Annotated in this window: 14 protein-coding genes and 1 other RNA gene; 8 read left to right on the top strand and 7 right to left on the bottom strand. The window is 73.7% G+C overall.

What is annotated here, in order from left to right; translation table 11 throughout:
* Positions 1 to 38 precede the first annotated feature (38 nt).
* Positions 39 to 917, top strand: coding sequence for a PucR family transcriptional regulator (locus J1M40_RS03055; protein ID WP_241252034.1), 879 nt, complete (start codon positions 39 to 41; stop codon positions 915 to 917).
* Here J1M40_RS03055 and J1M40_RS03060 read toward each other — a convergent pair.
* Positions 890 to 1,117 carry a heavy-metal-associated domain-containing protein gene (locus J1M40_RS03060; protein WP_100058098.1) on the bottom strand — a complete coding sequence of 76 codons (228 nt, stop codon included), beginning with the start codon at positions 1,115 to 1,117 and terminating at the stop codon, positions 890 to 892. The two genes, J1M40_RS03055 and J1M40_RS03060, sit on opposite strands and share 28 nt — an antisense overlap.
* A 168-nt stretch (positions 1,118 to 1,285) precedes the next feature.
* On the opposite strand from J1M40_RS03060, the gene J1M40_RS03065 reads away from it, so the two are divergent.
* The gene (locus J1M40_RS03065; RefSeq protein WP_122054251.1) at positions 1,286 to 1,981 is read left to right on the top strand and encodes a Crp/Fnr family transcriptional regulator; all 696 of its coding nucleotides are present in this window, start codon (positions 1,286 to 1,288) and stop codon (positions 1,979 to 1,981) included.
* 95 nt (positions 1,982 to 2,076) lie between these two features.
* Positions 2,077 to 2,718 (top strand): peptide deformylase, encoded by a 642-nt coding sequence (gene def / locus J1M40_RS03070; RefSeq protein ID WP_036312746.1) that lies wholly within the window; start codon positions 2,077 to 2,079, stop codon positions 2,716 to 2,718.
* 82 nt (positions 2,719 to 2,800) lie between these two features.
* On the opposite strand, the gene J1M40_RS03075 is transcribed toward def, so the two are convergent.
* On the bottom strand, positions 2,801 to 4,246 hold the full coding sequence (locus J1M40_RS03075; RefSeq protein ID WP_159228116.1) for a glyceraldehyde-3-phosphate dehydrogenase: 1,446 nt from the start codon (positions 4,244 to 4,246) through the stop codon (positions 2,801 to 2,803).
* 144 nt (positions 4,247 to 4,390) lie between these two features.
* On the opposite strand from J1M40_RS03075, the gene rnpB reads away from it, so the two are divergent.
* An RNA gene (rnpB, locus tag J1M40_RS03080) (RNase P RNA component class A) lies at positions 4,391 to 4,770 on the top strand.
* A gap of 21 nt (positions 4,771 to 4,791) precedes the next feature.
* On the opposite strand, the gene J1M40_RS03085 is transcribed toward rnpB, so the two are convergent.
* Positions 4,792 to 5,106 carry a hypothetical protein gene (locus tag J1M40_RS03085; protein ID WP_012750836.1) on the bottom strand — a complete coding sequence of 105 codons (315 nt, stop codon included), beginning with the start codon at positions 5,104 to 5,106 and terminating at the stop codon, positions 4,792 to 4,794.
* Positions 5,107 to 5,226: 120 nt separating this feature from the next.
* Here J1M40_RS03085 and J1M40_RS03090 point away from each other — a divergent pair, with 120 nt between their 5' ends.
* Positions 5,227 to 6,024, top strand: coding sequence for a YaaA family protein (locus J1M40_RS03090; protein ID WP_159228117.1), 798 nt, complete (start codon positions 5,227 to 5,229; stop codon positions 6,022 to 6,024).
* 34 nt (positions 6,025 to 6,058) lie between these two features.
* Here the strand turns inward: J1M40_RS03090 and J1M40_RS03095 are convergent, their stop codons facing one another.
* The 3 genes from J1M40_RS03095 to J1M40_RS03105 form a co-directional block, all read right to left on the bottom strand.
* A complete protein-coding gene (locus J1M40_RS03095) occupies positions 6,059 to 7,069 on the bottom strand; it encodes a reverse transcriptase-like protein (protein ID WP_159228118.1) in 1,011 nt (336 codons plus the stop codon).
* Between the two features lie 81 nt (positions 7,070 to 7,150).
* Positions 7,151 to 7,885, bottom strand: coding sequence for a zinc ribbon domain-containing protein (locus tag J1M40_RS03100; RefSeq protein WP_122054245.1), 735 nt, complete (start codon positions 7,883 to 7,885; stop codon positions 7,151 to 7,153).
* Entirely contained in the window at positions 7,882 to 8,811 is a 930-nt protein-coding gene (locus J1M40_RS03105; RefSeq protein ID WP_060974037.1) for a Nif3-like dinuclear metal center hexameric protein, read from the bottom strand. Before J1M40_RS03105 ends, J1M40_RS03100 begins: the two co-directional genes overlap by 4 nt.
* A 113-nt stretch (positions 8,812 to 8,924) precedes the next feature.
* Here J1M40_RS03105 and msrA point away from each other — a divergent pair, with 113 nt between their 5' ends.
* From msrA to epsC, 3 genes are all read left to right on the top strand, one after another.
* Positions 8,925 to 9,506 carry a peptide-methionine (S)-S-oxide reductase MsrA gene (gene msrA, locus J1M40_RS03110; RefSeq protein WP_069941180.1) on the top strand — a complete coding sequence of 194 codons (582 nt, stop codon included), beginning with the start codon at positions 8,925 to 8,927 and terminating at the stop codon, positions 9,504 to 9,506.
* 85 nt (positions 9,507 to 9,591) lie between these two features.
* Entirely contained in the window at positions 9,592 to 10,527 is a 936-nt protein-coding gene (gene cysK / locus J1M40_RS03115) for a cysteine synthase A (RefSeq protein ID WP_002856838.1), read from the top strand.
* Positions 10,528 to 10,570: 43 nt separating this feature from the next.
* Complete coding sequence (gene epsC, locus J1M40_RS03120) at positions 10,571 to 11,158, top strand: serine O-acetyltransferase EpsC (protein WP_020624780.1); 588 nt, start codon at positions 10,571 to 10,573, stop codon at positions 11,156 to 11,158.
* Positions 11,159 to 11,177: 19 nt separating this feature from the next.
* On the opposite strand, the gene gndA is transcribed toward epsC, so the two are convergent.
* On the bottom strand, positions 11,178 to 12,740 hold the full coding sequence (gene gndA / locus J1M40_RS03125; RefSeq protein ID WP_206450463.1) for an NADP-dependent phosphogluconate dehydrogenase: 1,563 nt from the start codon (positions 12,738 to 12,740) through the stop codon (positions 11,178 to 11,180).
* Positions 12,741 to 12,762: the final 22 nt, after the last annotated feature.

The raw sequence follows: 12,762 nt of genomic DNA on the forward strand, positions 1-12,762 counted from the left end.
CTGTAGGAACCCCACAACACGCGCCTAGGATGAAGCGCATGCCCGAGCCCCGCCCCGCCGCCCCTCGCCCCGTGAGCACCGACGGGCTGGCCCGCCTCAGGAGCCACCTGGGGGCCCTGAACACGGCGGTGCTGCAGCGGCTGGACGCCACCCTGCCCTGGTACCGCCGACTCACCCCGGACGAGCGCAGCGCCCTCGGGCTCGTGGCCCAGCGCGCCCTGCAGGGCTTCCTCACGTGGTTCGAGCGGCCCACCTCCACGGGCCACGTCCTGCAGGACGTCTTCGGGCCCGCGCCCACCGATCTCACCGGGGCGATCTCGCTGCAGCGGGCCCTCCAGCTCATCCGGACGATGGTGGACGTCGTCGAGACGCGGGTGCCGGAGCTGCTGGCCGAGCGCGACCAGGCGCCCGTCCGCGAGCACATCCTCCACTACTCGCGCGAGGTCGCGTTCGCGCTCGCAGACGTGTACGCCCGGGCCGCGGAGATGCGCGGAGCGATGGACTCGCGGCTCGAGTCGGTCCTGCTGGACGCGGTGCTGCGCGGGCAGGACCCGGACGAGATCCGGCACCGGGCCACCGCGCTGGGCTGGCGTGGGGACCACGACGTGATGGTCATGGCGGGTCTCGCCCCGGGGCAGGACAAGCCCGCGTTCATCCCGGACCTGCGGCGGGCCGCGGCGAGGCTCGACTGCGACCTGCTCGTGGGCGTGCAGTCCGAACGGCTCGTCCTCGTGGTCGGCTCGGTGCGGGACGCGCGGGCGGTGGGCGAGGCGCTCGCGCCCTGGTTCGCGCCGGGACCGGTGATCGTGGGACCCGTCGTGGACTCGCTGGTCTCGGCGCACGTCTCGGCGCGGCACACCCTCGCCGGGCTCAGCGCCGCGGGGCGGGGTCAGAAGGCCGACGGCCGGGCGGTGTAGCCGACCTTGGCGACGGCCTCGACGAGGTCCTGGGCAGTGGTGGTCTGCGGGTCGTGGTCGACCTCGATGCGCTGGGTCTCGAAGTGGACCTGCGCGCCGGTCACGCCGGGCAGGGCGTCGAGGGCCTTCTCGATCTTCCGGACGCACGAGGGGCAGCTGAAGCCCTCGGCGCGGAGCAGGGTGCGCGTGGTGGGGGTCATGGTCACTCCAGTCGGTCGTCACCGGCGCGGTCGCCGGTGAGGCTGAGCAGACGGGGCGGGCGCCCGGTCCGATCCCCGTCCTCGGGGATGTCACTGACGCTACGAAGGGGTCGGCGGGTACGCCTTGACCGCGGTCAAGCCGCCGTGTGGGAGGCTGATGGCGTGCGTATGGACCTGCCCCTCATCCCCGTGGATGAACCAGAGCCGTGCGCGGCCCGGGTCCCGCTGTTCACCGGGCTGGATCTGGAGCAGCTGCGCCGGGTCTCCGCCCTGGCGCGGCCGATCGTGCTCGAGGCCGGCGATGCCCTGCATCTGGCAGGCGACCGCACGGACCGCCTGTGTGTCGTGCACACCGGCCGCCTGGCGCTGACGCTCGGCTCAGCGACCGGCCGGGAACGCGTGGTGCGGATGGTCGAGCCCGGCGACTCCGTGGGCGAGCACGAGTTCCTCACGGGCGAGCCGGCCCGGCACGGGGCGCGCGCCGTGGTCGCGACCCGCCTGTGCACCTTCTCCCACGCCGAGGTCGCCCGACTCCTGGCCGAGCATCCGGGCATCGGGGGACGCGTGATGCGGGCGCTGGCCGTCCGCCTGGCCGAGGCGGAACAACGGCTGGCATGGGAGCGTCAGCCTGTCACCGCGCGGATCGCCGGACATCTGCTCGGCCTGCCGGCCCTCCGGGACGAGGCCGACCTCGTCGTGGTGCTGGCCGCGCCGAAGAAGGACGTCGCCTCGCTGCTGGGCACCACCCCCGAGGCGTTCAGCCGCGGGCTGCGCCGCCTCGCCGACGACGGCCTGATCGCCATCGAGGGCCCGCGGGTGACGCTGCTGAACCCGGATGCGCTGGAGGCCCTTGCCGCGGAATGACCGCCGTCGTCGTGATGTCCCCGGCGGTAGGCTGGGGACTCCCCCCGTCCTCCTACCCACGCAGGCCCGCAGCCCGGGCCGGGAAGCGCAGTGCCATGGCCTCCATCCGTCCCATCACCGTCTACGGCGAGCCCGTGCTGCACAGGCGCGCGGCCGAGGTGGAGGTGATCGACGACGAGATCCGCGAGCTGATCGAGGACATGTACGTCACGCAGGACGCCGCGCACGGCGTGGGCCTGGCCGCCCCGCAGGTCGGGGTCGGGCTGCGGATCTTCACGTGGACGTTCCCGGACTCCGGCGACGCGCCGAACGTGGGCCACGTGATCAACCCCGTGCTGACCCACCTGGACAAGGCGCCGCGGGAGGACCCGCACCCGGACGAGCACACCGAGGGCTGCCTCTCGGTGCCCGGGCTCGGCTTCCCCCTGCAGCGCCCGACCCGCGTGCGCCTGTCCGGCCAGCGCGTGGACGGCGAGATGTTCGAGTTCGAGGCCGAGGGCTGGTTCGCGCGCATCATGCAGCACGAGTACGACCACCTCAACGGCACCCTCTACGTGAACCGGCTCGAGGGCAAGTGGCAGCGGCGCTGGAAGCGCGCGCAGCGGGCCGAGCGCCTGAACGTGCCCGGCGTGACGTGGCTGCCCGGTACCGACGAGGACCCCTTCGGCCATGACGCCGACGACCACGCGGACCACGAGCACGGCCCCGACGGCGACCACGGGGACGACGAGGCCTGAGCCTCGGCTCGAGGTCCGACCCGGTCGGCACACGACGACGGCCCGTCCCCTCCGCGGGGACGGGCCGTCGGTCGTCTGCGGGTCAGGCCTGCGGGAAGGCGGGGACCTGCTGGCCCGCCATCTTCTCCACCACGCGGATCACCTGGTGCGAGTAGCCGTACTCGTTGTCGTACCAGACGTAGAGGATCGCGTTCTTGCCGTCGTTGTTCACGAGGGTCGCCAGGCCGTCCACGACGCCGGCGCGGTCCGAGCCGACGAAGTCGGTGGACACGACCTCCGGGGAGTCCACGTAGCCGACCTGGCCGCGCAGGGGGCCGGTGAGGGACTCCTGCTTCAGGCGGGCGTTCAGCTCCTCCACCGAGGTGGGCTTGTTCAGCTCGAGGTTCAGGATGGCCATGGACACGTCCGGGGTGGGGACGCGGATGGCGTTGCCGGAGAGCTTGCCCTTGAGCTCGGGCAGGGCCTTGGCCACGGCCTTGGCGGCACCGGTCTCGGTGAGCACCATGTTCATGCCGGCGGCACGGCCACGACGGGCGCCCTTGTGGAAGTTGTCCACGAGGTTCTGGTCATTGGTGTAGGCGTGCACGGTCTCCACGTGGCCGTGGTCGATGCCGTAGTCGTCCTGGATGACCTTGAGCACCGGGGTGATGCCGTTGGTGGTGCAGGAGGCTGCCGAGACGATCGTGTCCTGGGGCGTGATGTCGTCCGAGTTCACGCCGAACACGATGTTCTTCATCTCGCCCTTGCCCGGGGCGGTCAGCAGGACCTTCGCGGCGCCCTTGGCCTGCAGGTGCTGGGACAGGCCCTCGTCGTCGCGCCAGCGTCCGGTGTTGTCGACGACCAGCGCGTCCTTGATGCCGTAGGAGGTGTAGTCCACCGTGGTCGGGTCGTTCGAGTAGATGACCTGGATCTCGGTGCCGTTGGCGGTGATCACGTCGCGGTCCTCGTCCACCACGATCGTCCCGTCGAACGGGCCGTGGATCGAGTCGCGGCGCAGCAGGGAGGCGCGCTTGATCAGGTCGTCCTCCGAGTTCTTGCGCACGACGACGGCACGCAGGCGTAGCTTGGAGCCACCGCCGGCGTGGTCGAGGAGGATGCGGGCCAGCAGGCGGCCGATGCGACCGAAGCCGTAGAGCACGACGTCCTGGGTCTCGCCCAGGCCCTCACCGGCCTTGCCCTTGACCTCGGCGAGCTCGGCGTCCAGGAAGGCCTGGACGTCCTGGCCCGAGGCCTTGTGCTTGGCGGCCAGCTCGGCCAGGTCGATGGTGGCGGCGCCCAGGTCCATCGCAGCCATGGCCTCGACCAGGGGGTAGGTGGACTCGACGCTCAGCGGGGCCTCCTGCACGCGGCGGGCGTAACGGTGGGCCTTGATGATGTCGATCACGCCGCGGTTCACGAGGGAGCGCCCGTAGATCGAGGTGACCACGTTGTGCTCGCGGTACAGGGTGCCCAGCAGGGGGACCATCTTCTCCGCGAGCTTCTGCTGCGTGTTCCACTCGGGGGTCTGGGTCGAGGCGGTGTCTGCCACGGGAGTCCTTCCTTGAAACCTGGCGGGGCCGTCCTGGGCAGGCCCCATCCCCCGACCTCGTTGTCGGCGGACTCCGCCATTCTAGGCGAGGACACGTCCGGAGCGGCCCTGCGGTCGCGACGGGGCGTACACTGGTCGGTCGGGACGGATCGGCGGACGGCCGCGTGCCCCTGCGGGGGGTGCGAGGAAAGTCCGGGCACCGCAGAGCAGGATGGTGGACAACATCCACCCGGGGCGACCCGCGGGCCAGTGCCACAGAGAGAAGACCGCCTCCGCGCCGTGTGCGCGGCGGTAAGGGTGAAAGGGTGGTGTAAGAGACCACCAGCGGCCCCGGTGACGGGGCCGGCTCGGTAAACCCCATCCGGTGCAAGGCCGAACAGGACGCGTCACGAGGGCTGCTCGCCCCAGCGTCCGGGTTGGCCGCTCGAGCCCGTCAGCGATGGCGGGCCCAGATGGATGGCCGTCACCTCGCGCGGGGCAACGCGCGCGAGGCACAGAACCCGGCTTACAGCCGGTCCGTCCCACCTCACGGCCCCCGGCTGGGGTCAGAACCCCTCGTCGTCGAGGATCCGTTCGAACTCGAGCTCCACCACGTGCTCGCGCTCCCGCTTGTCCAGCAGGCGGTACCCGTACGACTCGCCGATCGAGACGACCTTCGCCAGGCTCGGGCGTCGCCGGTCCCGCGGCCATTCCAGCGTCACGCGATCCTGCCCCGTGAAGGTGTGCTCCCGCAGGCGCTGCTCCAGAGCGGAGGCGTGCGTGCGCTCCCGCCCGCTGGAGCGGATCCCGAGCCACACGGCGGCCGCGATCACGAGCAGGACGAACGGGTACACCACGCCGAACACGTTCATGGCGGTCATCGGGCGACTCCTGGGATGCGGGGCGGCTGTGCGGACCCCACCACTGTGCCAGGTCCGGACGACGACGTCGGCCCGGCCCGTCCGCGCGTCGGTCCGGGGGCGCCTGGCTAGGCTGGCCCGGTGCTGATCCTGCTGCCGCCCTCCGAGGGCAAGACCGCGCCCCGCTCCGGGGCCCCGCTCGACCTCGATGCCCTCGCGTTGGCCGATGACGCCGCGGTGACGGGCGCCCGCGCGGACCTGCTCACGCGGCTCACCGCGGTCTCGGCCGCCCCGGATGCCCTGGCGGCTCTCGGCGTCGGGGCGTCGCTCACCGGCGAGGTCGAGGCGAACACGCGCCTGGCCGTCGCCCCCGCCGCGCCCGGTCACCGGGTGTTCACGGGCGTGCTCTTCGATGCGCTCGACCACGCCTCCCTGTCCGCGGCGGCGAAGCGCCGCGCCCGCGCGTCCGTGCTGGTCTTCTCCGCGCTGTTCGGCGCCACCGCGCTGGCGGACCGGATCCCCGCCTTCCGGCTGCCCGTCGGCGCGAAGCTGCCGGGGCTGCCCGGGCTGGCCGCGCACTGGCGCCCCGTCCTGACCCCCGCCCTCGACGCGCTCGCCGCACGGGACGGCGGGCCCGTCGTCGACTGCCGCTCCGGCGGCTACGCGGCCCAGTGGCGGGCACCGGCGGAGCGGACCCTCGCGGTCGACGTGTTCCAGCTGCGCGACGGCGAGCGGACCGTCGTCTCGCACTTCGCCAAGCACACCCGCGGCCTCGTGGCCCGCGCGCTGCTGGAGGCGGGGGCGCGGGAGACCTCGACGCTGGAGCGCGTCGCGGACGTGGTCGCGCGGGCCGGGGACGGCCACGGCTGGGAGGTCGAGCTGGCCCGGCCGTCCGGCGGCAAGCCCGGCGCGCTGCGGGTGATCCTGCCCGAGGGGTGACCCCGGGCGAGGCGCGGTCTGCCCAGACGCGGCCTCAGTCCTCGACGGCCACCAGCTCCACCTCGAAGCCGTCCGCGGTCTCGAGGTAGGCGGCGTAGTGGTCCGCTCCCCCGGCGTGCGGGTGGCGGTCCTCGAAGAGCAGGCGGAACCCCCGGTCGCGCGCGGCGGCGGTGAGCTCGTCCACGCGGGCGCGCGATCCGGCCCGGAAGGCAAGGTGGTTCAGGCCCGGGCGGGTGCGCTCGTGGGCGCCCGCGGCGACGTCGGGCCCGGCCTCGAGCACGAGGTACTCCCCCGCGCCCTGGTAGGTCCGGCCCTCGGCCCACCCCTCCCCGGGCACGTAGCCGAGCTCGCCGAACAGCCAGCCGAGGCTCGCCTCGGCCGCCGCCAGATCCGCGACCCAGATCTCCACGTGGTGCAGCCGTCCCGTGGGCGCGGGCGCCGGGGTCGCATCATCCGGCGAAGCGACGACGTCGGACCCGTCCGCCTCCACGGCCCGGACGTCCGCGTCCGCGTCGAGGCCGGACCCGGCCACCGCCGATGCGGGGGTCGTGGACGCCTCCGCGGCGGTCGACCCCGCGGCCGCGGGGGCCGCGACCGGCACCTCGGACGCGCCCGCGTCCCATTGGCCGCCCCGCGCGCCGGCGTCCATGGCCTCGTTGGAGAGGCGGTCGGCGTCCTTGTTCCGGTTGCGCGGGATCCATTCGTAGGTGACGCGCTCGGGGGGCAGCACGGACCGGGCCTCGGCCGCGAGGCGCCGCATGTCCTCGTGCTTGATCTTCCACCGCCCGGACATCTGCTCCACCACGAGCTTGGAGTCCATCAGCACGTGCACCCGCGCCTCGGGGTCGAGGTCCCGGGCCATCCGCAGCCCGGCCACGAGCCCGGAGTACTCGGCCACGTTGTTCGACGCCTTCCCCAGCGGGGCGGCGTCGGTCCGGAGGATCTCGCCCGTGGCCGGGTCGCGCACCAGGGCACCATAGCCGGCGACGCCGGGGTTGCCCCGCGACCCGCCGTCGGCCTCCACCTGCAGGACTCGTCCGCTCACCGTGCGCCTCCTCGTGTCCGTGGTCGCGCCGTCCGACGCGGCCCCCCACTCTACTGATCGCGCCGGGGGCGGGGCCCGGGGTCAGTCCCGGATGAGGATGGCGCCGGACTCGGGGCAGCGGGCGACGGCGGCCGGCGGGAGGGCCCGGATGCGCGCGACCTCCGCGGGCGACAGCTCCGTGCCCGCGGCCGCGGACCGGTTCCCGACGAGCCGGGCCGCGCCGATGCCGCCGTTGCGCTCCCGCGCCTGCTCGTACAGGGCCAGCAACGACGCGGGAAACTCCGCGGCCAACGCCGCCCGGCGCTGGATGAGGTCCCGGCCACGCTGGGTCACGGCCTGCCCCTCGCGGCGCACCTCCGCCGCGCGGGCCTCGACCTCGGCCCGTGCCTGCTCCAGAGCGGCGTGGCCCTTCGCGAGCCGGGACTCGGCGGCGTCGGCGGTCTCCATGGCCTCGAGCGCCGCGGCCTCGTGGTCATCGAGCAGTGCGGTGAGCGTGTCGTCCTCGTGCTGCATGGCCTGCAGCTCCTTGGACCCGCCCTGGCCCGCTTCGAGCCGCTCCCGGGTCCGGTCCCGACGGGCGCGGGTGGCGGCGGCCTTCTCGGTGGCCTCGGCTCCCGCCCGGTCGGCGGTGCGGGCGGCATCCTCGAGGCCGGGCAACGCCTCCTCGAGTTCCAGCGCGCGGGCGCGCAGCCGGGCGTGCTCCGGGTCCGCCTTGAGCCGACGGACGGCGGCGCGGGCCTGGTCCAGGGCCGTGTCGAGCTCCTGCAGCTCCAGCAGCCGGGCCTGGACGGCCGGCGGTGCGGTGACCTCACTCATGCGTGACTCCCCTCGTCGGCCCGCTCTCCCCCGACCAGGAAGTCCCAGGGGTCGCTGCGGTGATCTGAGAACAGGGTGGTGACGCCCAGTCCCCGCTCCGCCAGGGCGGCCTCCAGGGCGCGGGCGCCGTGCTCGAGCCATAGGGACTCGCTCGCCCAGTGCGAGACGTCCACGAGCGCGGGACGTCCCTCCCCCGGCGCGGCCGTCTCCCGGGCCTCCGAGGCCGGGTGGTGGCGCAGATCGGCGGTCACGTAGACGTCCGCGCCGGACGCGCGGACCGCGTCGAAGAGGCTGTCTCCGGCACCGCCGCACACGGCGACGCGGCGGATGCGCTGGGCGGGGTCGCCCGCCACGCGCACGCCACCGGCCGTGGCGGGCAGCGCCGCGTGCACGGCCCGGGCGAAGGCGGCCAGGTCGGTCTCCTCAGGCAGGTCGCCCACCCGGCCGATGCCTTCGGCCCCGGTGCCGGCGGCGGAGGTCGTCAGGGGCGAGAGCGCTCCGATGACGCCGACGGCACGGGCCAGCACGTCCGAGACGCCGCCCACGACGGCGTCGGCGTTGGTGTGCGCGGCCAGCAGGGCGACGCGGTGCTCGATCAGGGTGTGCAGCAGGCGGCCCTTCGCGGCGGCGGCATGCCCGACGGCGGCCACGGACGAGGTCCCGCGCAGCAGGAGCGGGTGGTGGGTGACCACGAGGTCGGCCCCGCGGGCGACGGCCTCGTCGGCCACGGCCTGCACCGGGTCCAGCGCCCACAGGACGGTCCGCACCGGGGCCTCCGGGCGCCCGGCCACCGGCCCGACGGCGTCCCACGGCTCCGCCAGCTCCCGCGGCCACAGCCCCTGGACGACCTCGAGGACCTGCCCGAGCGTCGGCGGGGCCAGGGCGTGCTCCGGCGAGGCGGGGACGGTGGGACGGGACACGGTCATACCGGCCATGATGGCCCACCCGGCCCGGGCACGCACGACCCGGCTGCCCTGGGTGAGGGCACGGCGCGGCGACGTCGGGAATGAAAAGCGCGGGCCGCGTTGCTGTGCCTGCCATGACCGACTCCCCCCGTACCGAGCCCCTCGGCGCCTCCGACGCGCCCGCCGACGTCCGCGAGCTGACGCTCGCCGGCGGCTGCTTCTGGTGCCTCGACGCCGTCTACCGTCGCGTGCGGGGCGTGCTCGCCGTCGAGTCCGGCTACACCGGAGGCGACGACCCCGCCCCGAGCTACGAGTCCGTGTGCACCGGGACCACCGGCCACGCCGAAGCGGTCCGCGTGCGCTTCGACGCCGCCGTCGTGCCGCCCGAGGTGATCATGGACCTGTTCTTCACCAGCCACGACCCCACGTCGTTGAACCGCCAGGGGGCCGACGTCGGCACCCAGTACCGATCGGCCGTCTTCGCCCATGACGAGGCCGAGACCCGGTTCTTCGCGGACGAGATCGCCCGGGCGCAGGCGAACTATGACAGCCCCATCGTCACACGCGTCGAGCCGGCGTCCGCGTGGCACCCGGCCGAGGACATTCACCAGGACTTCTATGCGCGGCGCCGTTCCAACGGATACTGCCGTGTGGTCATCGATCCGAAGCTCGCGAAGGTGCGCCGGAACTACTCCGCGTGGCTCGTGGACGCCTGAGCGGCGCCGCGGCTCGATAGCCTGACGCAGGAACACCCACTAGATCGCCCGCGCCCCGAGGCGCACCACCACCGGAGGTATCACCATGGCCCGCATCCTCGACGACATCACCCAGGCGGTCGGCAACACGCCCCTGGTCCGGCTGAACCGCCTCGCGAAGGACCTGCCCGGCGACGTCGCCGTGAAGGTCGAGTTCTACAACCCGGCCAACTCGGTGAAGGACCGCATCGGCACCGCCATCGTCGACGCCGCGGAGGCGGCCGGCGAGCTGACCCCCGGCGGCACCATCGTGGAGGGCACCTCCGGCAACACCGGCATCGCCCTGGCCATGGTCGGCGCGGCGCGCGGCTACCGCGTGATCCTGACCATGCCCGAGACCATGTCCACCGAGCGCCGCGTGATGCTCAAGGCGTTCGGCGCCGAGATCGTGCTGACCCCCGGTGCAGACGGCATGCGCGGCGCCCTCGAGCGCGCCCAGGAGATCGTCCGCAGCACCCCGAACTCCATCTGGGCCCAGCAGTTCGCGAACCAGGCCAACATCCAGGCCCACTACACGGGCACCGGCCCGGAGATCTGGGACGCGTCCGAGGGCGCCGTGGATGTGTTCATCGCCGGCGTCGGCACCGGCGGCACCATCACGGGCGCGGGCCGGTACCTGCGCGAGCAGAAGCCGGACGTGAAGCTCATCGCCGTCGAGCCGGCCGACTCCCCCATCCTCTCCGGCGGCCAGGCCGGCCCGCACAAGATCCAGGGCATCGGCGCGAACTTCGTGCCGGAGATCCTGGACACCGACCTCTACGACGAGGTCTACCCGGCCACCTTCGAGGAGTCCATCGAGACCGCCCGTCGGCTCGGGACCGAGGAGGGCATCCTCGGCGGCATCTCCACCGGCGCGATCATCTCGGCCGCCCTCAAGGAGGCCGCCAAGCCCGAGTCCGAGGGCAAGCTGATCGTCGCCATCGTGTGTGACTTCGGCGAGCGCTACATCTCCACCGCCCTCTTCGAGGACATCCGCGGCTGACCGCCGCCCGCTCACCGACCGCACCGACCCGAAGGGGCCGCCCGTGGGACTGTTCTCCCGCATCAAGGAAGACATCGCGACCGTCCGCAGCCATGACCCGGCGGCGCGCGGTGACCTCGAGGTGGCCCTCGTCTACTCGGGTCTGCACGCCGTGTGGGCGCACCGCGTCGCGCACCGGATGTGGCGGCACGACCGGTTGAAGATGCCCGCCCGCGTGCTCTCGCAGGTCACGCGCGCGGCCACGGGCATCGAGATCCACCCCGGCGCCTCGATCGGTCGCCGGTTCTTCATCGACCACGGCATGGGCGTCGTGATCGGCGAGACCGCGGAGATCGGCGACGACGTGATGCTGTACCACGGGGTCACCCTCGGCGGCCGCTCCCTGGCCAAGGTGAAGCGGCACCCCACGTTACGCGACGGCGTCGTCGTGGGGGCCGGTGCCAAGATCCTCGGGCCCGTCGAGATCGGGGAGGGGACGGCGGTGGGCGCCAACGCCGTCGTCGTGAAGGACACCCCCGCCGACGCGATCGCCACCGGCGTGCCGGCCACCGTGCGCCCGCGCAAGGGCCCGGCCGAGGGCAAGCCGCTCGTGGACCCCGCGGAGTACGTGGACCCGGCCCTCTGGATCTGAGGGCCGGGCCCCCGCCGGGTCAGTCCTGCGTGGGGTCGCCCTCGGTCGGCTGCGGCATGACGACGGGCACGCCCTCGCCGTCCACCTCGGTGCGGTCGCCGGACCACAGCGTGTGGAAGGAGCCTTCGCGATCGACGCGCAGGTAGGTGTGGGCGCCGAAGAAATCGCGCTGGCCCTGCACGAGGGCGGCCGGCAGGCGGTCGGCCCGCAGGCCGTCGTAGTACGCCAGGGCCGAGGAGAACACCGGCACCGGCACGCCCGCGGCGACGGCGGTGCCGACCACGCGGCGCCAGGCCGGCAGGGCCTCGGCGATCGCCTGGGCGAACTCGGGGGCGAAGAGCAGGTTGAGCGGCTGGCCGGGGGCGCGGGTGCCCGGCGCCGGGTGGCGGGAGGTGTCGCGGCCGCCGAAGGCCTGCATGATCACGTCGAGCAGGTCGGCGCGGATGATGCAGCCGTCCCGCCACAGCGAGGCGATGGTGCCCAGGTCCAGCGACCAGCCGTACTCCTCGGCGGCGGCGGCGAGCATGTCCATGCCCTGCGCGTAGGCCACGAGCTTGGAGGCGAACAGCGCCTGGCGCACGTCCTCCACGAACGTGTCCGTGTCCTGCGGGGCGCGCTGCGCCTCCTCGTCGACGCCGGCCGCGAGGGTCTCACGGGCGACCTGGCGCACCGCGCGCTGAGAGGACAGCGAGCGGGCGAAGACGGACTCGGCGATCGCGGCCACCGGGGAGCCGACGTCGAGACCCGAGATCGCGGTCCAGCGGCCGGTGCCCTTCTGCCCGGCCTCGTCCACGATCACGTCCACGAGCGGGCGGCCCGTGGCCGCGTCCACCTGGGCGAGCACCTCGGCCGTGATCTCGATGAGGTAGGAGGCCAGGTCGGTCTGGTTCCACGCCGTGAACACCTCGGCCTGCTCGGCGGGCTCGAGGCCGCCCACGCGGCGCAGCAGGTCGTAGGCTTCGCCGATGACCTGCATGTCCGCGTACTCGATGCCGTTGTGGACCATCTTCACGTAGTGGCCGGCGCCGTCCGTGCCGACCCAGGCGCAGCACGGCTCCCCCTCGAACTGCGCGGCGATCTTCTCGAGCATCGGGCCGAGGGCCTCGTAGGACTTCTCCGGACCGCCGGGCATGATCGCCGGACCGTGCAGGGCGCCCTCCTCGCCGCCGGAGACGCCGACGCCCACGAAGTGCAGGCCCTTCTCGGCGAGGGCGGCCTCGCGGCGGCGGGTGTCCTCGTAATGGGAGTTGCCGGCGTCGATGACGATGTCGCCCTCGTCCAGCAGGGGGACGAGTTGGTCGATGACGGCGTCCACGGGGGCGCCCGCCTTGACCATGATGAGCACCCGGCGCGGCACGGCGAGGGACTGCACGAGCTCGGCGAGCGTCTCCGTCGCGACGAACGCGCCCTCGTCGCCGTGCTCGGCCACGAGCTGGTCCGTGCGGGCCCGGCTGCGGTTGTGCAGGGCCACCGTGTAGCCGTGGCGGGCGAAGTTGCGGGCGAGGTTCGCGCCCATCACCGCCAGGCCCGTGACGCCGATGTCGGCGGCGCCGACGGGGACGGTGGTGGTCTGCTCGGTCATCGCGGGTGGCCTCCTGTGGCTC

The sequence above is a fragment of the Micrococcus sp. KRD026 genome, from assembly GCF_017168445.1.
GTDB lineage: Bacteria > Actinomycetota > Actinomycetes > Actinomycetales > Micrococcaceae > Micrococcus > Micrococcus luteus.

Bases quoted from the DNA above. Each gene is read 5' to 3' on its own strand.
- J1M40_RS03055 (WP_241252034.1), top strand. From the start codon at position 39: ATGCCCGAGCCCCGCCCCGCCGCCCCTCGCCCCGTGAGCACCGACGGG.
- J1M40_RS03060 (WP_100058098.1), bottom strand. From the start codon at position 1,117: ATGACCCCCACCACGCGCACCCTGCTCCGCGCCGAGGGCTTCAGCTGC.
- J1M40_RS03065 (WP_122054251.1), top strand. From the start codon at position 1,286: ATGGACCTGCCCCTCATCCCCGTGGATGAACCAGAGCCGTGCGCGGCC.
- def (WP_036312746.1), top strand. From the start codon at position 2,077: ATGGCCTCCATCCGTCCCATCACCGTCTACGGCGAGCCCGTGCTGCAC.
- J1M40_RS03085 (WP_012750836.1), bottom strand. From the start codon at position 5,106: ATGACCGCCATGAACGTGTTCGGCGTGGTGTACCCGTTCGTCCTGCTC.
- J1M40_RS03100 (WP_122054245.1), bottom strand. From the start codon at position 7,885: ATGAGTGAGGTCACCGCACCGCCGGCCGTCCAGGCCCGGCTGCTGGAG.
- J1M40_RS03105 (WP_060974037.1), bottom strand. From the start codon at position 8,811: ATGACCGTGTCCCGTCCCACCGTCCCCGCCTCGCCGGAGCACGCCCTG.
- msrA (WP_069941180.1), top strand. From the start codon at position 8,925: ATGACCGACTCCCCCCGTACCGAGCCCCTCGGCGCCTCCGACGCGCCC.
- cysK (WP_002856838.1), top strand. From the start codon at position 9,592: ATGGCCCGCATCCTCGACGACATCACCCAGGCGGTCGGCAACACGCCC.
- gndA (WP_206450463.1), bottom strand. From the start codon at position 12,740: ATGACCGAGCAGACCACCACCGTCCCCGTCGGCGCCGCCGACATCGGC.